22 protein-coding genes and 1 pseudogene are annotated in these 24322 nt (G+C 38.2%); 8 read left to right on the top strand and 15 right to left on the bottom strand.

Annotated features, from left to right (window positions below; genetic code table 11):
* Positions 1–10 precede the first annotated feature (10 nt).
* The 4 genes from PQG54_RS02065 to PQG54_RS02050 form a co-directional block, all read right to left on the bottom strand.
* A complete protein-coding gene (locus tag PQG54_RS02065; protein ID WP_271789126.1) occupies positions 11–481 on the bottom strand; it encodes a hypothetical protein in 471 nt (156 codons plus the stop codon).
* A gap of 160 nt (positions 482–641) precedes the next feature.
* On the bottom strand, positions 642–1541 hold the full coding sequence (locus PQG54_RS02060; RefSeq protein ID WP_271789127.1) for a LysR family transcriptional regulator: 900 nt from the start codon (positions 1539–1541) through the stop codon (positions 642–644).
* Positions 1542–1698: 157 nt separating this feature from the next.
* Positions 1699–5175, bottom strand: a complete 3477-nt coding sequence (mfd, locus tag PQG54_RS02055; protein ID WP_271789128.1) for a transcription-repair coupling factor — start codon at positions 5173–5175, stop codon at positions 1699–1701.
* Between the two features lie 24 nt (positions 5176–5199).
* Positions 5200–5493 (bottom strand): succinate dehydrogenase assembly factor 2, encoded by a 294-nt coding sequence (locus tag PQG54_RS02050; RefSeq protein WP_271789129.1) that lies wholly within the window; start codon positions 5491–5493, stop codon positions 5200–5202.
* Between the two features lie 58 nt (positions 5494–5551).
* Between PQG54_RS02050 and recG the strand changes: the two genes are divergently transcribed.
* From recG to PQG54_RS02035, 3 genes and pseudogenes are all read left to right on the top strand, one after another.
* Positions 5552–7666 (top strand): ATP-dependent DNA helicase RecG, encoded by a 2115-nt coding sequence (recG, locus tag PQG54_RS02045; RefSeq protein WP_271789130.1) that lies wholly within the window; start codon positions 5552–5554, stop codon positions 7664–7666.
* Between the two features lie 22 nt (positions 7667–7688).
* Positions 7689–8225 (top strand): hypothetical protein, encoded by a 537-nt coding sequence (locus PQG54_RS02040; protein ID WP_271789131.1) that lies wholly within the window; start codon positions 7689–7691, stop codon positions 8223–8225.
* A gap of 86 nt (positions 8226–8311) precedes the next feature.
* Positions 8312–8566: pseudogene (locus PQG54_RS02035) on the top strand (DUF7716 domain-containing protein); the annotation flags it as partial.
* A gap of 35 nt (positions 8567–8601) precedes the next feature.
* Here PQG54_RS02035 and PQG54_RS02030 read toward each other — a convergent pair.
* The 3 genes from PQG54_RS02030 to PQG54_RS02020 form a co-directional block, all read right to left on the bottom strand.
* Entirely contained in the window at positions 8602–9528 is a 927-nt protein-coding gene (locus PQG54_RS02030; protein ID WP_271789133.1) for an SPFH domain-containing protein, read from the bottom strand.
* Between the two features lie 85 nt (positions 9529–9613).
* Entirely contained in the window at positions 9614–10069 is a 456-nt protein-coding gene (locus PQG54_RS02025) for an NfeD family protein (RefSeq protein WP_271789134.1), read from the bottom strand.
* A 29-nt stretch (positions 10070–10098) separates the two neighbouring features.
* A complete protein-coding gene (locus PQG54_RS02020; RefSeq protein WP_271789135.1) occupies positions 10099–11106 on the bottom strand; it encodes an SPFH domain-containing protein in 1008 nt (335 codons plus the stop codon).
* 279 nt (positions 11107–11385) lie between these two features.
* Between PQG54_RS02020 and PQG54_RS02015 the strand changes: the two genes are divergently transcribed.
* Positions 11386–11985, top strand: coding sequence for a LemA family protein (locus tag PQG54_RS02015; RefSeq protein WP_271789136.1), 600 nt, complete (start codon positions 11386–11388; stop codon positions 11983–11985).
* Between the two features lie 16 nt (positions 11986–12001).
* On the top strand, positions 12002–13099 hold the full coding sequence (locus tag PQG54_RS02010) for a M48 family metalloprotease (protein WP_271789137.1): 1098 nt from the start codon (positions 12002–12004) through the stop codon (positions 13097–13099).
* A gap of 17 nt (positions 13100–13116) precedes the next feature.
* On the opposite strand, the gene PQG54_RS02005 is transcribed toward PQG54_RS02010, so the two are convergent.
* The 3 genes from PQG54_RS02005 to trhP form a co-directional block, all read right to left on the bottom strand.
* Positions 13117–13500, bottom strand: coding sequence for a hypothetical protein (locus tag PQG54_RS02005; protein WP_271789138.1), 384 nt, complete (start codon positions 13498–13500; stop codon positions 13117–13119).
* A gap of 10 nt (positions 13501–13510) precedes the next feature.
* Complete coding sequence (locus PQG54_RS02000) at positions 13511–14239, bottom strand: DUF4145 domain-containing protein (RefSeq protein ID WP_271789139.1); 729 nt, start codon at positions 14237–14239, stop codon at positions 13511–13513.
* A gap of 134 nt (positions 14240–14373) precedes the next feature.
* Positions 14374–15738: a prephenate-dependent tRNA uridine(34) hydroxylase TrhP gene (gene trhP / locus PQG54_RS01995; RefSeq protein ID WP_271789140.1), complete on the bottom strand. Its 1365-nt coding sequence runs from the start codon at positions 15736–15738 to the stop codon at positions 14374–14376.
* 158 nt (positions 15739–15896) lie between these two features.
* Here trhP and PQG54_RS01990 point away from each other — a divergent pair, with 158 nt between their 5' ends.
* Positions 15897–16193 carry a hypothetical protein gene (locus PQG54_RS01990; protein WP_271789141.1) on the top strand — a complete coding sequence of 99 codons (297 nt, stop codon included), beginning with the start codon at positions 15897–15899 and terminating at the stop codon, positions 16191–16193.
* Between the two features lie 270 nt (positions 16194–16463).
* On the opposite strand, the gene PQG54_RS01985 is transcribed toward PQG54_RS01990, so the two are convergent.
* Positions 16464–17372 carry a LysR family transcriptional regulator gene (locus PQG54_RS01985; protein WP_271789142.1) on the bottom strand — a complete coding sequence of 303 codons (909 nt, stop codon included), beginning with the start codon at positions 17370–17372 and terminating at the stop codon, positions 16464–16466.
* A 188-nt stretch (positions 17373–17560) separates the two neighbouring features.
* Here PQG54_RS01985 and PQG54_RS01980 point away from each other — a divergent pair, with 188 nt between their 5' ends.
* On the top strand, positions 17561–18754 hold the full coding sequence (locus PQG54_RS01980; protein ID WP_271789143.1) for an MFS transporter: 1194 nt from the start codon (positions 17561–17563) through the stop codon (positions 18752–18754).
* Positions 18751–19599, top strand: a complete 849-nt coding sequence (locus PQG54_RS01975) for an SDR family NAD(P)-dependent oxidoreductase (RefSeq protein WP_271789144.1) — start codon at positions 18751–18753, stop codon at positions 19597–19599. Before PQG54_RS01980 ends, PQG54_RS01975 begins: the two co-directional genes overlap by 4 nt.
* 81 nt (positions 19600–19680) lie before the next feature.
* Here PQG54_RS01975 and gltX read toward each other — a convergent pair whose 3' ends face one another.
* The 4 genes from gltX to PQG54_RS01955 are packed head-to-tail and all read right to left on the bottom strand — an operon-like array spanning position 19681 to position 24121.
* Positions 19681–21015: a glutamate--tRNA ligase gene (gene gltX, locus PQG54_RS01970; RefSeq protein WP_271789145.1), complete on the bottom strand. Its 1335-nt coding sequence runs from the start codon at positions 21013–21015 to the stop codon at positions 19681–19683.
* A gap of 45 nt (positions 21016–21060) precedes the next feature.
* The gene (locus tag PQG54_RS01965; RefSeq protein ID WP_271789146.1) at positions 21061–21453 is read right to left on the bottom strand and encodes a hypothetical protein; all 393 of its coding nucleotides are present in this window, start codon (positions 21451–21453) and stop codon (positions 21061–21063) included.
* Positions 21454–21490: 37 nt separating this feature from the next.
* Positions 21491–22693 (bottom strand): beta/alpha barrel domain-containing protein, encoded by a 1203-nt coding sequence (locus PQG54_RS01960; protein WP_271789147.1) that lies wholly within the window; start codon positions 22691–22693, stop codon positions 21491–21493.
* A gap of 27 nt (positions 22694–22720) precedes the next feature.
* The gene (locus tag PQG54_RS01955; protein WP_271789148.1) at positions 22721–24121 is read right to left on the bottom strand and encodes a class II 3-deoxy-7-phosphoheptulonate synthase; all 1401 of its coding nucleotides are present in this window, start codon (positions 24119–24121) and stop codon (positions 22721–22723) included.
* Between the last annotated feature and the right edge of the window lie 201 nt (positions 24122–24322).

Here is a 24322-nt window from a genome sequence, read left to right as displayed (position 1 = left end):
TTAAATTATCTTACCAAAAACCGTGACTCCCCATCACTGCCCCCATAATGGTAATACAGCTTAGAATAAGCAATACCCAATGTAATCTTTGTACTAATTTATACGCTCTTTCTGGATTTTCATTAGACATTTGATGTAATTTTTTTTCTAAGAAAAGAGGCTCCAGAACAAAAAGCATCACCATAAATAGAACCCATATTAATAGCATCGCATTCATCCACCAATAAGAGATATGGTGAAAACGATCCCAAGCAGATAAACGCCAAACCATATAAAAGCCTGACATTCCAGTCAATAACACAACAAATCTTGCCTGCCAAGCAAACCGTTCTTCGATTTTATGAAACAAACTTAATCGTTCTTGAATAGGAAAATAACGCCGCAGTGAAGGTAATAAAATCGTCGTCACCATACATACCCCACCTATCCAAATAACGACAGATAGAACATGTATTGCACGAGCAACCACAACATCATACATTTGATGTACCTTGTAAAAAAAAGATATATAAACCTATAATATAGAGCAACAATGGATGTAATAATATTACAATTAATATAATAACTTTATTTGTGAAATATTTTGATGATTTTTATCATCAAGTATCGTCAAGTCAAATATTTTAAAGACAAAGCTAATTTTATTTTTTATTCTGATTTTGAAACATTTTTAAAAATAGAGAAAAAGCATAACTATGCTGACGACGGTTGGGATAATATAAATAATATCCCGGAATGTAAGGGCAGCAATCTTCCAATACCCGGACTAATCGACCTTGTTGTATTGCAATACTTACCTCGTCTTCTGGCACATATATAAAACCAAAACCATCTAATGCTGCTTGTAACATTTGTGTTAAAGTATTACAGATTACCTGCCCCTCGACGTTCACTTTGATCTCACGTCGATTGACCTCAAATTCCCAAGCATACAAATTACCTACTGTTGGTAATCTCAGATTAACACACTGATGTTTTAATAAATCTTTTGGCTTTTTGGGAATAGATCTATTTTCTAAATAATGAGGTGATGCAACCACAGCCATACGAATTTCAGGGCTGATTGGCAGAGCAATCATATCTTTATGAACCAGCTCTCCTAAACGAATTCCAGCATCATATTGTTCTGTTACAATATCTTTCAAAGCAAAATCAACATCAATTTCGAGTTTTATGTCAGGATAGTCTTTCAAAAAGCTTCTTAATCTAGGCCACAAAATAAAATTTGCTGCATGCTCATCAGCAGTCAGTCGAATAGTGCCTGCAGGTTGTTGCTTAAATTCAATGACCCTGCTTAATTCTTGTTCCATTTCCTCTACTCGAGGGGCAATATTCCTCAGCAACAACTCGCCTGCTTCTGTTGGCGCAACACTGCGCGTCGTACGCATCAACAAACGAATTCCTAAACGCCCTTCTAGGTTTCGCATTGTATGACTTAATGCAGATTGCGACACACCTAACTTAGATGCAGCTTTCGTGAAACTGCGTTCCTTTGCAACACTTAAAAAAACTAAAAGATCGTTAATATTTTTTTGCAACATACTAGAAAAATCCAATCCAAAGTTGTATTCAAGATTTTACAGAGAATATTTATTTTATACATAAATACTCTCCGAAATAAATAAAAATTTAATGATAATAAATAACTATAATAATTATTACACTTAAGTAAAGTATTTTGTAAACATAATAAATTATTTATTTAAAGTTGTATATTTCACGAAGTTTCTCTAGTAAGAATTGAGTACGTTGTACTCTTTTTGCAAATGGTGTTTCTCTCAAATATACCAATTTACCATCTGGTCGTAACTTCATATATCCCTCTCCAATTCCTGCTACCCATTTAATAAGACCTTCGGGATTTTTAAATTGGTTGTTTAAAAACTGAACCACCACTCCTTTTGGACCAGCATCGACACGCTGAACACCTATTTTTTTACATAATCCTTTTAACTTCACAACTGCCAGTAAGTTAGACACTTCATCTGGAAGATCACCAAAACGATCAATTAATTCTGCGCGCATTGCTTCAATTTCATCTTCTTGCACTAGATTACCGATACGGCGATATAACCCTAACCGCACAGGCAAGTCAGTAACGTAGTTTTCAGGAATTAATACAGCCAGTCCTAGCACTATATTAGGACTCCATTCCTGATTTTCAATAGGTTGATTGTCACGTTCTGCACGTAATGATGCGACTGTTTCCTCGAGCATTTTTTGATATAATTCAACACCCACCTCGCGAATATGACCAGACTGTTCTTCACCGAGCAAATTCCCTGCACCACGCAAATCCAGATCATGAGAAGCAAGCGTAAATCCTGCTCCTAAATTATCCAAAGACTGCATGATCTCAAGTCGCTTTTCAGAGTTTTTAGATAAAAAATGGTTTTGTGGCCACGTAAGATATGCATAACCACGTTGCTTACCACGCCCTACTCGACCACGAAGCTGATATAATTGACCCAATCCAAAACGGTCTGCTTTATAAATAATCAGCGTATTAACTGATGGCATATCCAGACCACTTTCAACAATATTGGTCGAAAGAAGAACGTCATACTTTCCATCACTAAACTCTGTCATCACACGTTCCAGCTCGGTCGGTGTCAAACGACCATGAGCTTGCACCAAACGTAAGTCGGGAATAATATCAAGCAGTTGTTCTTGTAATGGTTGTAAATCTTGCAGCCTAGGAACAACGCAGAATGCTTGCCCGCCTCTGAAACGCTCCCTTTGTAAAGCCTCACGGATTACAACACGATCAAATGGCATAATAAACGTTCTGACTGCCAATCGATCGACAGGAGGTGTCGCGATCAGACTGATTTCCCGCATACCCGTCAAAGAGAGTTGCAAAGTCCTTGGCAATGGCGTTGCAGAAAGGGTCAAAACATGAATATCTTCACGCAATGCTTTTAATTTTTCTTTATGAGTCACCCCAAAATGTTGCTCCTCATCAATAATTAACATCCCCAGATTGGCAAATTGTATTCCTTTGGCCAGTAAGGCATGAGTACCTATGACAATATTCACTGTACCATCAGCTATTTCTTTTTTAACTTGCGTCGCATCTTTGGCGGTTACCATACGTGATAATTGTGCAATTTTAATAGGAAACCCATCAAACCGTTTCATAAATGTACGATAATGTTGTCGAGCCAATAATGTCGTTGGCACAACAACAGCCACTTGAGAACCGCCCATTGCTGCAATAAAGGCTGCACGCAAAGCAACTTCGGTTTTACCAAAACCCACATCACCGCAAATTAAACGATCCATCGGGCGGCCAGACGATAAATCTTGGATAATATCTGCCACTGCTCTAGATTGATCTTCTGTTTCAATAAATGGGAACCCTGCACAGAACTCTTCCCATAATCCCTCGGGGGGCGTTTCAATAGAGGCTTCTTTCATCAAACGTGTCGCAGCTGTACGCAACAAAGCATCAGCCATATCGCGAATACGGGCCTTCATGGTAGCTTTGCGCTTTTGCCAAGCTGGGCTACCTAGCCTATCCAATGCCACGCCTGATTGATCCGAACCAAATCGACTGAGCAGCTCAATATTTTCAATGGGCAGAAAAAGTTTTTCCTCGCCGTGATACATTAATGACAAACAATCATGAGGAGCATTACCTATATCAAGATTAATTAATCCTTGATATTGACCAATTCCGTATTCTTGGTGAACCACCAAATCCCCTTCGCTAATTTCAGAAGCCTCTGAAATAAATTGTTCTGCCCTTTTACGCTGACGATGTGGGCGGGAAATACGCTCCCCTAATAAATCTTGCTCTGATATTAATGCAAAATCATCAGCAATAAATCCATTATCAACACCCAAAGTTAACAAATTCACAATACCAGCCTTAGATTTCTCTACCTCAATCCAACGGGCTAACTGTTGGGTTGGAATCTGGTGCTCTTTTAATAATGTTGCAATTCGCTCTCTGGAGCCTTTGCTCCACGCAGCAATAATCACTTTGCGCCCCGCAGATCCCCATTCCGAAACTTTTTTCCCAAAAAAAGCAAAAACATTTTCACGCTCTGATACAGCAAGGCTTTTTGCAAACACAATACCAGGGCGCCCTCCAGCATCCACACCCACAGCACCATCAGGTTTTGCAAAAGGGTGAAAAGAAATTATTTTATATGCTGAGATTAATTGATCCCAAGCTTCTTGACTCAAATAATGATAATCCGAAGGCAGCGGACGATAAGGAACTTCGTTTGGTCTGACAGGTTGCTTCCTAGCCTCATAATGATCTGCAATCATTTCCAACCTAGGTTGTAATGCCTCCTCGGCTTGATATGCGAACGATAAAGACAATCTTGGGATATAATCAAACAATGTTTCCATTTTCTCATGAAACAAAGGCAACCAATGCTCAATACCTTGATATCTACGACCATTAGAGACGGCGTCATAAATAGGATCATTTGTTGCCGTTGATCCAAATAAATCACGCCATTTTGTTCTAAATCTTGCAATACTTTCTTCATCCAAAGAAAAATCAGCTGTTGGACGCATTATTAACGCGTCCATCGTACCTGTTGAACGCTGACTAATAGGATCAAAAGAACGAATTGAATCAACCTCATCTCCAAATAAATCCAGACGGACAGGCTCTTCTTCACCAGCAAGAAAAATATCAAATAAATTGCCGCGTACAGCGAACTCTCCTGCCTCCATCACTGTATCTGTTCGATTATACCCCTGAGAAACAAGGAGTTCGACTAAGAATTCATGATCTAAACTATCCCCTCTTTTCATATTTAGTGCACGTCCAGAAAAAACAGAACGAGGGGCTACCTTCTGTAAAAGTGCTGAGATCGTTGTTAAAACAATTCTGGGCGAAGTAACAGGCTCTAGTAATCGTGTCAACGTTGCTACACGTTCAGAAACAACCCGTTTATTAGGGGAAACCCGATCATAAGGTAAACAATCCCATCCCGGAAAGTTCAAAACTTCTAAACTCGGATCAATGAAATTCAATAAATCAGCAATTCGGATCATATCCGCATCATTACGGGCAACATGAACCAAAGTTTTCTTATCTTTAATAAAACATTCCGAAGCGTGACGTTTTAACAAAAAGGCATCATATCCATCTGGAACACCCCATATTGGCAACAAATTGTTCTGCTGTTTTGATGAGGTATCCCCCATTCTATCTCTCCTCGTTATTAAATCTTATAATTTTGAATGAATAATTTTTGCGAATTCACGCATTTTGTGAAACATTGGAATACTCAATAGTTCAGAAGGAATTTCTTTTGCACCCGTCAACCACAAGGTTAAATCGGTATCATCTAAACTCATAATATGCTCAAGCTCATTTAACTCTCGTTCGTCCATAACCGCAATATGCTGCTTTACAAAGCGACCAATTAACAAATCTGCTTCATAAGATCCACGATAATTCCCTTGATAGATTAAACGACGTTTACGAATTTCTAAATCCGTCATTGTTTCTTTTTGATCCATGATGCAATATACCTTATCTTAAACGCTTTTATGACCTCTAATATAACCGAGCCATCTCATGGGTGAAACCTCTATTTCATCGACAACACAACTTGCTTTATCCCCTTTGCTTGCTCCTTTATCTTCCCTTGATGGTATTGGACCAAAAACCAGCGAACTGATTGCCAGAGCGGTTGGTGGGTATCGCGTTATTGATTTATTGTTTCACCTGCCTGAAAATATTATCGATCGACGATATCGCCCTCAACTGCAAAATGCAATCCCAGGTAGGATTGTCACAGTAAAACTAAAAGTTATCCATATTGAAAGACCATTACGCAGCAAGCAACCCTGGCGGATTCATGCCACGGATGGCACTAAAAACGCCGAACTCAGCTTTTTCTCTCAATGGCAAGCAAAGAAAATCCAACCCAATACACAAATTATTGTATCTGGCACGTTGGAAACTTATGGCAATCGTTTACAAATTACAAATCCTCATTATCTGGAATCTACAGAAAACGAATATATGATCCCGTTAATAGAACCCGTCTGGCCATTAACAGCAGGATTATTTCCTAAAAATCTATACAAAGCCCTCCGTTCTGCCTTATCCAAATGCCCAATATTACCTGAATGGATTGATCCCACAATCGTTCAACAAAATCAATGGCCGAGATTTAAAGAAGCTTTACATCTTTTACATTTTCCAGGTGATTTTCCAGAGTTATTTGACAATCAATCTTATGAAGCTGCTGAAAGTAGAGCACGTTCAAGATTAGCCTTTGATGAGCTCTTTGCCGAACAACTGGCTATTGGGCAGGCCAAAAGAGCGACACAGAAAAATCCTGGTCGAGCATTAATAGGAGACCAAACCTTATCTCATCAAGCTTTGGAACAATTTGGTTATCCATTAACGCAATCGCAAGTTCATGCGTTACAAGAAATTAAACAAGATCTTGAACGCCCTTTTCGGATGCTGCGCTTATTACAAGGCGATGTCGGTTCAGGAAAAACAATCGTTGCTTTATTAACCGCGTTACACGCTGTAGAGGCTGGATATCAAGCCGTTATCATGGCGCCCACCGAGATATTAGCCAGACAACATTTTGAGGTCTTTTCACAATTATGTTCAGTCGAAACTGTATTTCTGAGTGGTTCTGTCAAAGGCAGTGCACGAAAAGAAGCGCTTGAAAAAATCCAGAATGGTGATGCAAAAATTGCAATTGGAACCCATGCTTTATTTCAAGAAGGCGTGGAGTTCCATAATCTTGCTCTGGTTATTATTGATGAGCAGCATCGTTTTGGCGTAGAGCAACGAATTAAACTGGGGGATAAAGGAGAAAATACCGATATTCTTGTCATGACCGCCACCCCAATCCCCAGAACTTTATTACTAACACGGTGGGGAGAATTACAAGTCAGTCGCCTGACTCAAAAGCCCGCAGGGCGTAAACCCATTCATACCACCTTGCATAATCTAGGCAGTATGGAACAAATCCTGCAAGGCGTTGAACGTATGGTCTCTCAAGGATGTCAAATCTTTTGGGTATGCCCTTTGGTTGAAGAAAGCGAAGTCATGGATTTAGCAGCTGCCAAAGATCGATTTAACGAGCTGAAACATCATTTTGGTAAAGATATTGTGGGGTTAGCTCATGGCCAACAAGATAGCCAAGAACGACAAGATGCTTTAGATGCGTTTGCACAAAATAAAACCAAAATCTTGGTTGCAACCACCGTTATTGAAGTTGGCGTCAATATCCCCAACGCCAATATTATGGTTATCGAACATGCGGAGCGTTTCGGTCTAGCCCAACTCCATCAATTAAGAGGGCGTGTTGGTCGAGGAGAAAAACAATCTTATTGCTTACTCCTTCACGATGATAAAATCAATTTTACCGCTAAAAAACGTCTAGCTCTGTTACGCGATACTGAAGATGGGTTTTTAATTGCTGACGAAGATTTCAAAATCAGAGGCGGTGGCGAAGTCACTGGACGCAGACAATCTGGACTTCCTGATTTTAAAGTGGTTGATGAAATTAGATTTGAACAATGGTTAAATATAGCGTGGCAATCGTCCGAGCAATGGTTTCAATATGAGCCAAAAGCGTCTGTGCAACAAAAAGAAACAATTGAATGTTTACTCCTTTTATTTGCTAAAAATAATGCAGGACGTTTATTACGGTCTGGTTAATAAATTTAATTAGGAAATAAGAATGTCTATTCGTGATTTACTTGAGGCTTATGAAAAAAGCGTTGAACAACGTAAGCAAGAATTCATTCAAGAATATCTATCCTATGGCTTTACTGAAGCAGAAGCCAAGCAAGATGCAAAAATCAAACGAACTGCTGGCAGTATCGTGCGTGAAGTTCCTACATTTGATCTATCTATTTCTAAAAAAGTCAGCCCTCAACTTCACGAACATTTTTTATATACTGGCAAACGGAAAGAAATTGGTGAAACTTGGCTTGATGTTGAAGGGATGTTGAAGCTCATTCATAAACCAAAATTCAAAAAATGGGTAAAATCCATGAGAGAAAATTGGGAAGATTCCGCACCAATGATCTATTCTGATAAACAATTATCGGTTATCTCTGTTGCCAGTGAAAAAGATGGAGACTTTACACTGGCCGTATGGAATAACCCTATTGAACCAGAAATATGGCGCTATCACGGACAATCAGAACAAAAATTCAAAGAATTTTCTGATTGGATAAAATGGTTAAACGGTGCTGATAGTTCTTTTGAATGATATGGAGGTACTACATGAAACTCATTGCTATTCGTGATTTACTCTCTTTTCCAATCAAGAACCAAGAATGATTTTATTTACCTCCTGAACAAGAAAAATGGACGTTAGACACCAAAGGTGCTTTTAGTTTGGATGCCAGCGAATTTCCACCAGATTCCAATGACTATTTACCAATACAAGTGAAAGAAAATGGATGGATCAAACTGTTCGATGGTGCAACTATTGAAGATATTATAGAGAATACCAAAGCACAATTAACAGCACCATCGCTGGAAGTTTTATTCAAAGCATTGATTTATTACTATGAAAATGATGCATTTATTGTATTTCCAAAAAAATAAATTAACGATATCACGTTTATAATCAACCACTGACTTTAAGATTTATCTTTTTTATCCAACTCGTTTGTAGCACCCAAAACGAAACTGGAATTGATTAAATTACCCATTGATTGAGATAATTCTGGAGGCATAATCAGCACTTTATTGCTTTCACTTTTAAATAACAAAGCCAATGCTTCTATATATTGTTTTGAAAGCTGGTAATTCAAAGCAGATTGACCATCAACCGCTTTTATTCCTTCTGCTAATAATTCATTTGACCTTTTTGTACCCTCTGCCAAAGATACTGCTGCAGCAGCTTGTCTGACCGCAGCCTCTTGCTCTGCCTCGGCTTTTAAAATAGTAGACTGTTTAATCCCTTCTGCTTTCAAGATCGTTGATTGTCTTATCCCCTCCGCTTCTAAAACAGCGGCTTGTTTATTTCCTGCAGCTTGCGTTTCAGCTGCTTTACGATGACGCTCAGCCGCAGCTTGTTGTTCCATTGCAACTTGCATAGATTCAGAGGGTGAAATATCTTGAATTTCGATAGAGCGAAGTACCAATCCCCAGTCCGTCATTTGATCTGCCATGGCTTTAATCAACTCAGCCTTAATCACATCTCTGGAGGAAAGACTTTCGTCTAAATCCATTTTCCCAATCGTCGCACGTAAGGAGGTCATCACAAGACTAATGGTTGCTTGTTCATAATTTTCAACACCATAAGCCGCTTTTTGGGTATCAATAATTTTAATAAAACAAATAGCATTTACTTTTACCAATGCGTTATCTTTGGTAATGACATCTTGACTTGGAACATTTAAAATCTGATCTTTGGTTGAGAGACGATAGGCAACCCTATCAACAAAAGGCGTTAAGATATTTAAACCTGCACCCAAAGTAGTTTTATATTTTCCTAGACGCTCGATAATAAGCTGCTGCCCTTGTGGGACAATACAAATTGTTGTTGCAAGGGTAATATACAACAATAAACAATAAAAGAAAAACTACAAACAGACCTATACCCATTATGCCTCTTGCATAGTTTAGTCAATGATTACTATTTTTAAATTATTTTTTCTCAAAATCAACTTGCAATAACCGTTGATCAATTCTTTTAATTACAATCACGCGTGTTTCCGTTGGAATAGCATCGTTCGCCACACATTCCCATTGTGATAATCCATCAACGGGTTTTTGTAATAACAATATCCCTTTATTTTCAGCATCACATTTCTTAGCAAGGATACCAATTTGTCCGATTAACTCTTTATCAATATTTTCAAGCGGTGTATCTCTTTTAGAAAAACGCATCCATAAGAATGCACAGATACACATCGAAATTATCCAAACGATGATTTGAAATTCTAAGCTTATATTGGGATAAAGAAACGATAGAATTGCAGGAACAATCGCTGCCCCAGCCATCCACAGTGCAAAAAAAGTCGTTGTAAATAACTCTACAAGTAAAAGAACAGCACCAATAATAATCCACATTAACCAAAGTGTATGTAAATCTATGACCATTTTATCTTCTCTTACTTAATGCGTATAATTTATGTTGAACTATTTTCGGTATTCCAAGGGAAATTAGTGCTTGTTTGACTTTGAGTTTGCTTCTTTTTATCAGCAACAACTTCTGCGGTTGTTCCTAATACAACCCCTGCATTAATCAAGCTGCCTATGGATTGTGATAGCTCGGATGGCATTGCAACGACTTTGGTATTATTGCTTTGAGATAAAGCAGATAATGCGTCAACATAACGTGTTGCTAGTTGGAAATTTAGCGCTGCTTGACCACCCTCACCACTGATACTTTCAGCAAGAAGCTGGTTGGCTCTTTTTGTTCCTTCTGCCAAAGAAATCGCAGCAGCAGCTTGCCTTGTTGCAGATTCTTGTTCAGCCTCTGCACGTAAAATAGTGGATTGCTTAATCCCTTCAGCTTCTAAAATAGCGGCCTGTTTATTCCCAGCGGCTCTGGTTTCTGTCGCTTTACGTTGACGCTCTGCGGCGGCTTGTTGTTCCATTGCTCCTTGCATTGATGGTGATGGGGCAATATCTTGAATTTCAATTGAGCGTAAAATCAGCCCCCAATCCGTCATTTGATCAGACATCACGCCTAATAATTCAGCTTTGATCATGTCTCGAGAAGAAAGGCTTTCATCCAAATCCATTTTCCCAATGGTGGCACGCAATGATGTCATGGCCAGACTTGCAGTTGCTTGCTCGTAATCCTCAACCCCATAGGCTGCTTTTTGTGGATCTGCAATTTTGACAAAACAAATAGCATTGACCGTCACAACGGCATTATCTTTGGTAATCACATCTTGGCTAGGGACTTCTAAGATTTGATCTTTATTAGAAAGACGATACGCAACACGATCCATATAAGGAACAACAATATTCAATCCTGCCCCTAATGTTTCTTTGTATTTTCCTAATCGCTCAATAATCCACTGCTGTCCTTGAGGAACAATACGAACCCCTTTAAACAATGTCATTACCACAGCAAATAATATAATAATAATAGCAATTAAACCTGTGCTGATGCCTGAGCTAATCATCTTTAAAGTCCTTCAATATATACTTTCCTAACTCATATATGAATTTCAGATGTTTTCCCATTGTAAAAGAATGCGTTGCTTTGATGGCAGCCTTACTGTTGCGTATTTAACATGTTTGAAAACCATTCTACTTACTAAGTAGTCTAATCAACCCATCTTATATATGAAATTTATTTATAACTGATATTCATAGTATAAACATAAAAAGATTAATGTTTATTTCGCTTATTTTTTGCTAAGATACGATATTACATTTTTTCACATGGTAGTAAGATCGATATGAATATAACCACGCTTATTATTATTGCTCTAATTATTATTGCGATCTTTATATTGATTTCAATTTATAATCAACTTGTTCGTCTCAAGGCACAGTTTAAAAATGCTTTTGCACAAATTGAAGTCCAATTAAAACGTCGATATGATTTAATTCCAAATTTAGTTGAAACTGCCAAAGCTTATTTGAAGCATGAAAGCGAAACTTTAATCAAAGTTACCGAAGCCAGAAACCAAGCAATCAGCGCTTTAAAAAATGCCTCCGCTGATCCAACCAACGGTCAGAATATTCAAGCATTAAATAGAGCTGAACAAAATCTCAATCGAAATATGTCAGGATTAAATTTGCAGTTAGAAGCCTATCCTGATTTAAAAGCCAGTACCAATATGATGCAATTAAGTGAAGAAATCACTTCTACTGAAAACCGCGTCAGTTATGCAAGACAAGCATATAATGATGCAGTTACCTCCTATAATATTGCATTAAAAACATTTCCTGCGGTATTGATAGCCCCTTTGGTTGGTCATACCGAAAAAGGAAAATTGTTGGAATTTGAAGATTCAGCTCAAATTCAGTCAGCCCCTAAAGTAAACTTCAACTAATTCTGTTACGATCCCTATGAGTTTTTTTACCCATCAACATAATGCGCGTAACAATACGACAATTTTTGTCGTTCTGTTTATTATTGGTACGGTCATCCTCCCTATTCTTACGGCCATCGGCATTGATTATTGGGAAAAAGGATATTTACCCAGAGATTTTGATAGTATTCCCTGGGAAATCATCGGGATATTATTAGGTGGTACGATTGGTATAGTTATTCCTGTTGCTTTGTATAAATTTTCCCAATTTAAAGTTGGGGGTTACGTTATCGCAGAGCAACTAGGCGGACGATATATTCATCCACAACAAGCACAAAATTTTCAAGAAAGACAACTCATTAATGTGGTTGCTGAAATGGCGATTGCCGCCAATATTCCTGCACCTCACCTATATATTTTGGATGCCGAACAAGGCATTAATGCTTTTGCTGCGGGATATACGTTTGATGATGCGGCGATTGGGATTACCAAAGGGGCTTTGGATGTCTTAACTCGTGAAGAATTAATGGCTTTAATTGGTCATGAATTAAGTCACATCTTAAACGAGGATATGCGTATTAATCTACGTTTCACAGCTATTATTTGTGGAATGTATGTATTAATGACTGTTGCCTATCAGCTCATTATCAATATGGGCAGAGGAAGCCGTAACAGATCTTCCAAAGAAGGTGGCGGCGGTCTTGCCATTATGGCTTTCTTTTGCCTGATTTTTATTGCTTTGGGGGCGTTGTTAGCATTGTGGGGGAATATTATGCAGGCCAGTGTTAGTCGCCAAAGAGAGTTCCTTGCCGATGCATCATCCGCACAATTTACCCGAATGCCCCATGCAGTTGCCTCTTTGTTAAAAAAAATTGGTGGAAGTATCGAAGGTTCCACTATTCATACCCCTAATAGCAAAGCCTATAGCCATATGTTTTTTGCCAATAGTGCTAGGCAATTATTTTCAACTCATCCACCATTGAATCAACGTATCTTACATATGGAACCGGGTTGGGATGGAAATTATATTCAGCCTGTGCCTTTATATAATAATTGGTATGATAATAACCCATTTGAGCAATCTTTTATTAATAATGATCCATTTACAAATATTCAAAATGATCCTTGGGCATAATATAAGTATAGTGTATTTTAATTCAAACGCCAACAACGTGATGTTGCTTCATATTGACCTTTTTGAGGATTAGGAAAGGTTAAAATACAAAGAACATTATCTCTTTCTTTTTTATAATATTCTTGTGTTATTACGTTCCATTCTAACGTAAATATTAAACCAGTTGATGTCTTATTCGTTGATGTTACTTTATACCCATTCCCACCTTCCATAAGTTCAGACATCGATGATTTAATCGGTACAAATTTCGTTTTTATAGCAAGAGCGTTATATGCAGATTGAGAACCCACCTCTAATAAATGATCTTCAACAGCAGGTTTTAAAAGAATATATAAAGTAATAAAACAAACAATAAATAAAATAAAAACTGTTGCTATTAATATTGCAAATTGTTTAGGCATAAAATTCTCCTTATTTACTACCTTTTAATGCTTTTTTCTCAACACCAATAGCTGTAATTCTTGCTAATCTTTCTTTTCTTTCATGATCTTTGATATACCATTCTTCAATCAACATCTCAATTAACTCGATCAATATCTGCGCCTCATTAGGATCAACATCAATAATGACATTAATATCCTTTTCCATATGAGCCCCAATATTCCAAATCTGCCGAATAGCATCAATCGCATCGTATAAATCAGAGCCAATTTTATCTTTGATTTGGTTAATTTCTTTATAAAGAGTATCAGGCTTAACCTTCCAAAAGTCCCTTATTATCCCTTGTAAACATCTTCTTGATAATGTTGCTGAAGCCTTTGGACTTTTATCTTTGATTAAACAAGCCTCTTTATAATCTTCAAGAATAGCTTTGGGAATATAATCGGGAAATATTTTTGCCGTATTTAAACCCTCAGGTAAAGAATCCCACTTATGAATAAAATCACTAGAGTTGTGTAAGGATAAAGAAAACATAAAAATATATTCTCTACATTCAGGGTTTAAACATACTATAAAAGCAGTCTTTAAATTCAATTGATCTTGGTGCTTATTATATATTATATCACTAGGATTACCGGTAAATGAATTTGTATGTTCATCAAATACCCCAGATATAATTTTGCAATTATCTCCCAGACTATTTAAATAATTACAATATGGACATGTCCACCTATCTTGACCATTAACACTGACTACCACATTGTATCTCCTTATACCCAAATATTTCACTATCAATTTAAATAGCAATCTTATCCTTACTTAAAATATTATCAAAATAAAAAGGCTGATCCTATTGCCAGACCAGCCTTTCTAACTATACCATTAATTAGTCCTTATTTCTCACCTAAATACCGCATTAACAGTGCATATTCCAACTGCACATCGTCTGCAATCGGAATATAAACCGTATGGCTATTTCCTGGTGCAACTGTGGCTGCTTCACCTTTGGTATTCTCCATTTTCTCAAGCGTGAAACTAATATTCCCTTTTGGGGTCATCATTTCCAAACGATCGCCAATTTCAAAACGATTTTTTACGGTGACTTCTGCCAAGCCATTTTGGCGTTGTCCTGTGAACTCACCTACAAATTGTTGTTTAATCGAAACTGAAGAACCCGTTTCATAATTTTGATAATCATTATGTTTATGGCGTTGCAAGAACCCTTCGGTATAACCACGATGTGCCAAAGATTCTAATGTGCTTAATAGGTTGGTGTCAAAAGGACGACCTGCCACCGCATCATCCATTGCTTTGCGATAAACTTGAGCGGTACGAGCTACATAATAATGTGATTTCGTCCGACCTTCGATTTTTAAAGAGTAAACGCCAATATTCACCAAACGCTCTACATGTTGGATCGCGCGTAAATCTTTGGAGTTCATGATATACGTACCATGTTCATCTTCAAAAGCAGTCATTTCCTCTTCAGGTCTGGTGCCTTCGCGTAACACGAATACTTTATCAGTTGATGGCCCCTCACCTAATGTGGGTTGGACTTCCTCTTTCTCTTGACAGCATCCATCTTGCTTTTCGGATTTCTTGCTTACAATCTCACCAACTTCGTTTTCAGTGCCTTCCTCAACACCATATTGCCAACGACAAGCATTGGTGCAGGTTCCTTGGTTTGCATCACGATGGTTAATATATCCAGACAATAAGCAACGCCCAGAATAAGCCATACATAATGCACCATGAACAAAAACTTCCAATTCAATATCAGGCACATGTTGATGGATCTCTTCGATCTCTTTGATCGATAATTCACGAGACAAAATAACGCGTGTTAGACCCATTTGACGCCAGAACTTCACGGTTGCCCAATTGACTGCATTGGCTTGCACAGATAAATGCACAGCCATATCAGGAAATGCTTCACGCACCATCATAATCAATCCAGGATCAGACATAATCAATGCATCTGGATTCATTGCAACCACAGGTTCTAAATCTTTGATAAAAGTTTTTAATTTCGCATTATGAGGGGCAATGTTCACCACCACATAAAAACATTTCCCCTGAGCATGAGCTTCATCAATCCCAATTTTAAGATTCTCGTGATTAAACTCATTATTCCGAACTCTTAAACTATATCGAGGTTGTCCCGCATAAACAGCATCTGCGCCATAGGCAAATGCATAACGCATGGATTTTAATGTCCCCGCGGGACTTAAGAGTTCAACTTTCAAAGGATTTGACATGTAATAACAACTGTTTTTTAATATAAAGGAAAGATCTTTTAGCAAATTATATATATTATTTAAATGTATTTATAAAGAAGCAGCAGAAAATTAATCTTTTGCTCTATAATTCAAAATTATTTAAGAGAATATAAAAACTTAGGTTTTAGGTTAAAAATATGAAATTAAAGCAATATTCGATAATTTGTATTGGAGTAGTTGTCTTTACGCTTTTTATATATTTTTCTGTAAAAAAAGATTTTGAACAAACTCTTTTTTTATACTTAAAGAATAATTGCAAAGAGCAAAAAGAATGTGTGGTTGATTTAAATCAAATTTTACCTTTTAAATGGGATAAAACATATTTTTTTGATAGAGCAAGTCAAGATAGTATTCAAAATAAAACGGGTCTCAGAAACTCTTTTGAAACAGATATTGGAGAGCAAATTAGTTTTATATGGTCAGATTATTCATAATGATTTTTTATATGATCTTGATATGTTACCATCATTTAATGATTTAAAGTATTTTTTCTTTACAAAGAAAAGAGTAATCATAGCTTTTAGTCTAGATAAAAAAGAGCAAAATGATAACGTTTCATATTATTTACTAACACCGAATAACGCTAAATTAAAAGTATATAATTACTTGTCAAAGGATAAATCTAAACAAACCTATGTGATTCATCCTACTAATTTAAATCAAGTTCATTTATTTAATCCTTAAACAAATTTAATATATTTTGATTATAAATAAAAAGGATATATCTTAATAAAATCTATTAGTGCCCGCAATGCTTTGGGTAATTGACGACGGTTTGAGTAATATAAGTAAAAAGCTTCTCCTATTGATCCCCATTCTGGCAAAACCCGAACCAATGACCCATCAGCCAATTGCTTGACAACGCGATGCTCTAAATTATAACAAATCCCACCGCCTTTTTCGGCAAGTTCAATCGAAAGGATCGTTTCATTTACAATAATTGACCAATCCGCGGAAAGAATAAATCTTTCTTCTTCCTGCTCTAATTCCCAATGATAAATCTTGCCATTTCCCATACGGGTACCGATACATTGATGATGATGTAAATCCGCAGGGATTTTTAAAGGCGGTGCTGATTCTAAATACTCAGGAGAAGCAACAATGATCCATTTTAAATCATTACATAGCCTCAGAGCGATCATATCCTCCGGGACATTATCACCGTATCGTATACCGGCATCAAATCCATTATTGATAATATCAATAACGGTATCTTGAACGGCAATTTCCAACCTGACATCAGGATAAGTTTCGGCATATTTTGCTAAGATAGGTGCCAAAATAAGACGTGCAGCATCGCTTAACACATTAATTCTGAGTAGCCCCGCAGGATGATCTCGATAGCGATTAAGCGCCTCTAATCCAGATTCAATCTCACCAAAGCCAATATGAATGGATTGTAACAGCTCTCGTCCTGCTGGGGTTAGTTGAACACTACGATTGGTGCGATGAAATAAACGAACACCCTGACGTTCCTCTAAATTACGCATGGCCCGACTGAGTGCTGAGGGTGACATATCTAGTCTATCCGCAGCCTTTCGGAACCCTCCAGCTTCGGCAATTTCGCGAAAAAGACTGAGATCACCAAGATCGCTGCGCGTTAATAATGACATAGAATTTTCACCCCATCACTGACCCAATCTTTACATCATAATCATATTTTAATGTTCATCTAAAATCAACATTATGTGCAATTTTAGTTCATTGAAAACACAGAGTTCATCCGTTACCTTACCTACATAAAGCGCGCTCTATTTAATTTATATGAAGGTTCTAATTAAATTAAAACAGAGTATCTGACATGAAAACGACATCTTTATCTCAAGAAAATAATCCAACCACTATTTGGATGGCTCATCTTGTTTTGGCTCTGGGCGGATTATTTATTGGCACAGGTGAATTCGCAGCAATGGGGCTGTTACCCAATATTGCACAAACTTTTCAAGTCACCATTCCAACTGCTGGTTATTTGATCTCTATTTATGCTTGTGGCGTTATTGTTGGGTCTCCATTACTGGTGATTTTTGGCGCAAGGATGGAGAGACGATTTTTGCTTTATCTCCTTGCGATTTTAGTATTCATTGGCAATGGTGCTTCTGAGTTTGCCAACCATTTTGGTTTGGAAGCCATCGCTCGATTTATCGCTGGTTTACCTCATGGTGCTTATTATGGCACGGCTGGATTAGTAGCCGCAAGTTTAGTCCCCCACCATCAACGCACCCAAGCAATCGGACGCGTCATGTTAGGTCTGGCAGCTGCAAACCTTGCAGGGGTTCCTTTGGTGACATGGATGGGACAATTATGGGGGTGGCGTTCTACTTTTGGGTTAATATCCCTTGGGGGGATCATATTGCTGCTATTACTTCCCCTTACTGTTCCAAAAATTAAATCCGATCAAACGATTTCTCCGTTACAAGAGGTTTCAGCCATGAATACACGACAAGTATGGCTGACGCTGGCAACTGCCGCTATTGGATTTGGTGGAATGTTTGCTGTTTACAGTTATATAACCCCTACCTTAATACATGTAACCCAGCAACCTGAACACCGCGTTCCTCTCTTCCTTGCCTTATGGGGACTAGGAATGGTGATCGGAAATATCATTGGTTCTTGGTTGGCAGACCAATCTTTATTAAAAACAATCTTTGGTTTGCTAATTTGGAATGCAATTTTCCTCGGTTTATTCACCATCATAGCGCATTCCCCCTTATGGGTAGCCATTTGCTTATTCCTAATCGGAACTGGCTTTGCTTTGGTTCCCGCATTGCAAGCAAGACTAATGGATATTGCCCCAAAAGCACAAACCTTAGCCTCTGCCATGAATCATTCTGCTTTTAACCTTTCTAATGCCATTGGCGCATGGACTGGAGGAATAGCTATTTCAACAGGTTTTGGCTGGGCATCTATTGGTGTGGTGGGAGCCATCCTCGCGATTTGTGGAATACCATTATTTGTCTTTTCAATTCTTATCAAAAATAAAGGATATTCATCATGACAACAAGAATGCATCATATCATACAAAAAGATCGAGTTGCTGTTATCACAGGAGCTGCCAAAGGAATTGGCGCAGAATTGGCACGGAAGCTTGCATCCCATAAAATGAAACTCTCTTTAATTGATATAGATTTAAACGAGTTAAATAAACTTGCCCGCACCCTGAATACCGACACCATCATAATGGGTGGAGACATCAGTGATCCCCATATTTTACAACAACTCTATCACCAAACCACAGAGCAATTTAAAGACGTTGCATTGCTTATAAATAATGCAGGCATAACGCTAAATGCTGGGCCTTGGGATAGCCCTGAACAATGGCGTCAATCGTTAGATGTGAATTTTACCGCTGTTTTAAATGCTCAACATCTTTTTGTGCCATATATGATTAAAGCCAACAATCCTGCAGCCATAATTAATTTAGGGTCAAAAGAAGGGATTACCACTCCCCCAGGAAATGCGGCCTATTCCGTTGCCAAAGGTGCGGTTAAACTATTAACAGAGCAACTGGCACACGAATTACTGAAAAGCACAAATGGTATTGTTTCGGCGCATTTATTGATTCCTGGTTATACTTGGACCCCGATGAATTTCCCCAATATGAATCCAACATCTGACGATAAACCAGAAGAACCTTGGACAGCAAAACAACTTGTAGATTATTTTATCGAGCGATTATTTCAAGAGGATTTTTATATACTTTGTCCCGATAATGCCGTAACTCCTGAAATCGATAAACGGCGTATGATGTGGGCAGTCAATGATATTATTTTAAACCGACCTGCTTTATCAAGATGGCATCCACTTTGGAAAAAGCAATTCGCTCAATACATGAATTTATAAAACCCTAAAATATCATAAAGGGCTATTTAGAGTTCCTAAACTGCCCTTTATGATTTAGCTCTTAACTCAATATAATGAATATTAACGAGAAACTGCCTCTTGCAAACGGCGAACAACACGTTCACGACCAATCAAAGGTAACATCCCTTTCATTTCGGGGCCTTTTTCTTCACGAGTCAAAGCAATCCGCAATGGATGGAATAAAGATTTACCTTTTCTGCCACTGATATCTTTCAGTTTTGCTGTCCATTCTCCCCAAGTTTCTTCGCTCCAAGGGTCTTCTGGCAAGCAGTCTAAGGCCTGTTGTAAATAGTCTTTATCTTCTTCTGCCACTTCTGGAATCATATCTTCATGAATTAAATCCCACCAATATCTCGCTTCACTAAGAAGATCGATGTTCGGACGAACGACATTCCAAAATTCTTCTGTGATATAAGATGGCAAGCGATCTTTGACTTCTGCAAATTCCATTCCGTGCAAGCATTTCTTATTCAACATTAACATTTGTTGAATATCAAAACGTGCAGGAGATTTGGAGTAAGTTGACAAATCGTAATCTTGTGCCAACTCATCAACACTTAATAATTGAGGGTCACGGGATGTTCCCAAACGTGCCAAATAAGAAACAATGGCTTTGGCTTCTAACCCGTCTTCACGTAGCTCTTTCAAAGAAACACTGCCTAAACGTTTAGATAATTTACCGCCATCGGCATCCATTAATAAAGGCAAATGCGCAAATCTAATTTTATTTGGTTTACCTGTTAATGCTTCAATTAAATCAATTTGAACACCCGTGTTTGTCACATGATCTTCCCCACGAATAATATGAGTAATATCTGTTTCCAAATCATCAACAACAGAAGCTAGTGTATATAACACAGTTCCATCAGCTTTAATCATAATCGGATCAGAGATCGATGTTAATTTAACCCGACATTGCCCCATCACCAAATCATCCCATTTGACTTCACGACCAGAAAGTTTGAAACGCCAATGTGGCACTTTATCATTTGCCTCAGCTGATGCGCGTTGTTCTGGTGTTAATCTTAACATTGCACGGTCATAAATGGGCGGTTTATTTTGACGACGACGCAATTCGCGTTTAAAATCCAACTCTTCTTTGGTTTCAAAGCAAGGATATAAATGTCCAGATTCTTTCAATCGCTCAATCGCCATATTATAACGATCCATACGATCAGATTGTTTCATATATTCGTCCCAAGAAAAACCAAACCATTCTAATGCTTTGTGAATTTCACGAACATATTCTTCCTTGGAACGTTCAACATCCGTATCATCAATACGCAACATAAACTTACCGCCATGACGACGTGCATATAAAGCATTCGCAACAGCTAAACGAGCATTTCCTACATGCATTAAACCAGTAGGACTTGGGGCAAAACGTAATTTCATCTTTAAAACTTATCGCTATTTAAATTATCTTAAAACTCAAGGGGGTTATTCGTCGTCATCTTCTGGGAATTCGTCTTCTTCAACCAATCGGCGGGGGTCTAATGAACGCCAATCACATTCCATAGGGGTCGCAACATTTTCAACAAAAGACATAATTTCGTCAGAAGAATTCCAAACTATTTCTTCCTTTTTCATGACTTTTATATCTTCACCGAACGCAGACCACGCATCAACGATTTCTTGATTTGTCACGCCAGGAATACGACAGCGTTCTACACTTGCCCGCACGTAGGCATGTGCAAAAACAATCGCATGTTCTTCATTATAAAAACCATCAATGATTTCTACGACTTTATCCTCGGCATCACTGGAAAGATCAAAAACATGAACTTTATATTCACCTTTGTCATGATTTTCATCATTGTTTTGACTATCCAAAAACTCTACTCCTATACATTTTTTGATTCTTCAACACTTATAACCCAGGAACATATTGGCGTGCAAAATTAATCAAAAATTCTCTTCCTTGTTTGACAAGCGCCTGACCATTATAGGCAATAATGTCAGCCGTCGCATAGGTTTCGCTCCAGCGACTGGGAATAAAAGAGCCAGTTCCAATACAATCTACTGGTGCTTTGGCCTCGGCAATCATACGGCATTTCGTGACATCAAAACCAGAAGAGGCAATTAATTTAACTTTTTTAAACCCCGCTTCATTCAGGCGCTCACGCATCCACCAAATTGCAGCAGCTGAAACCCCCGTCCCCGTTAAATGCGTTAATTCTTTTTCAGAACAATAGCGTTGCAATGTTTCTGGAGCATGACGCATAATCAAAGAATAAGATGTTTGTCGATTTAATCCTTCTAAAAAACGTCCGCCGTGCGTATCTAAACGCAAAGAAATTTTTCCTTGATCGGCAAGCTCTGGAAAGCGTTGACAAACAGCGATACCGTCTGTGACCTCTTTGCCAAAATAATCAACCAATACACCCAATATTTGATCCGGAAATTGTTCATGAAACATCTCAGCAGCACGAACAGTAGAACCCGCATATCCAACCAAAGCATGAGGCATTGTGCCCATACCAGCGTCCAACCCAAACATTGTCGCTGTACTTGCAGCCGCCGTGCCGATAAATCCTTTAGAACCACTCTTTTTCTGTGCAGCCTGTGTTCCAACCCAAGCCGCATATTCAACCAGTTCCTGCATTTCATAGCCTGCACAATGACGTGCACCCATTGCGATAAAGTCAACTTCAGGTAATGCTTGTGCCATTTGAAACGCATTACACGCAGCAACACAACAGACACCCAGTTTTTGCAATAAAATGGTTTCTAGAACAACAAGTTGTTCAAAAGAACCTTTTAAATACAAAATAGGTTGACCAGCCCCAACCCATTCCCCTTCTGGAAAGGCAACGTAATAGGTTGCCTTAATCTTTTCTTGTTCAAAGATTTGATCCAACCACTGCAACACTAACCTTGGGGCAGATAAGACAGGGCGACGTAAAAAGACCGCATATACTACTTCTTTATCACCATAATGATGAACAATCTGCTGTGTTCTATCAAAATAAGCATCTGTTCGTAGCGCAACACTATCGGCATTGGCTGGTTGTTTTACGGAAACCCAATCGTTAAACACAGACGCTAAGTCGTTATTATCCTTGGCAGTCATATATAATGCTCTTTCAAAAACCTTGGGTTATTTTTCTTTATTCGCAGCAACACGACGTTGAGCCAGCTCTTCTGCAACTAAAAAGGCCATTTCAAGAGATTGTTCAGCATTTAAACGAGGATCACAGAATGTATGATAGCGTTCCCCTAGGTCTGCTTCGGTTAAATGATGCGCACCACCAATACATTCGGTTACATTCGCCCCTGTCATTTCAACATGCACACCACCTGGAATTGCACCTTCCGATGCCATAACATCAAAAAATCCCATTACTTCAGATAAAATTGCATCAAATGGACGTGTTTTTACGCCATCACTTGTTGAAATGGTATTGCCGTGCATTGGATCACATAACCACGTCACAATTTTACCTGATTCATTTACTGCTTTTACAAAAGGAGGAAGCAATTCTTTAACTTTACCTGCACCCATACGCGCAATTAAAGAGATGCGTCCAGGCTCATTCTCAGGGTTTAAAATATCCAATAATTTTAATAAATCTTCAATATTAGCACTAGGCCCGACTTTGATTCCTATCGGGTTTTTAATACCACGTAAGAATTCAACATGAGCACCATCTGGTTGACGTGTTCTGTCGCCAATCCATAAGAAATGCGCAGAACAATCATACCATTCACCAGAAGTTGAATCAATTCTGGTCAATGACTGTTCATAAGGAAGTAACAAGGCTTCGTGTGATGTATAAAAATCAGTTTCATTAATTTGAGGTGTATTGTGACCTGTTAACCCACAAGCATTCATAAATGCTAATGTCTCACCAATTTTTTCTGATAATACACTATATCGTTCTGCTAATGGAGAACGTTGAACAAAATCTAAATTCCAACGATGTACTTCATTTAAATTCGCGTACCCCCCATTAGCAAAAGCACGAACTAAGTTTAATGTGCCTGCTGATTGGAAATAAGCAAGCTCCATCCGTTTTGGATCTGGCACTCGTGAGGCTTCAGAAAATTCAATACCGTTAATGATGTCCCCACGATAGGACATGTGGCTGACACCATCTTTGGTTTCATTATCTGATGAACGTGGTTTGGCAAATTGTCCTGCGATACGACCAATTTTAACCACAGGCACTTTTGCTCCGTAGGTTAGGACGACCGCCATTTGTAAAATCACGCGGAACACATCACGAATAATATCTGCTGTAAATTCTTCAAATATTTCGGCACAAGGCCCACCCTGTAACACAAAGGCTTTCCCTTGTGATGCCAATGCCAATTGTTGCTTTAAACGGCGTGTTTCACCAGCAAAAACCAAGGGTGGATATCGATTGAGCTTCTCTTCGGTTTCAGCCAAAGCAGATTGATCAGGATATTCTGGGACATGCTTAATTGGAAATGAACGCCAGCTATCTGACTTCCAAGATGAATTTTTGGTTCCAGAGTTCGAAGAAGGTTCACTCATCGGGTATATCCTAATCAATTATTAAAAGTTACAAAATTTAAATAATACGTTATATCACGAATTAGAATAAGAAGTTTCATGCATATAAGGCTTAATTATTGTATCGTATTTTTAGATTTTTCCTATAGAAAAATATCAATTTACCTTAAAATAATCGTTTTTTATTTCACCTTAAAAAAGATATTATCTTTATAAGTTGTA

Source organism: Commensalibacter communis (genome assembly GCF_947179015.1).
Classification (GTDB): domain Bacteria; phylum Pseudomonadota; class Alphaproteobacteria; order Acetobacterales; family Acetobacteraceae; genus Commensalibacter; species Commensalibacter communis.
This window is presented reverse-complemented; position numbering and strand designations above follow the sequence as displayed.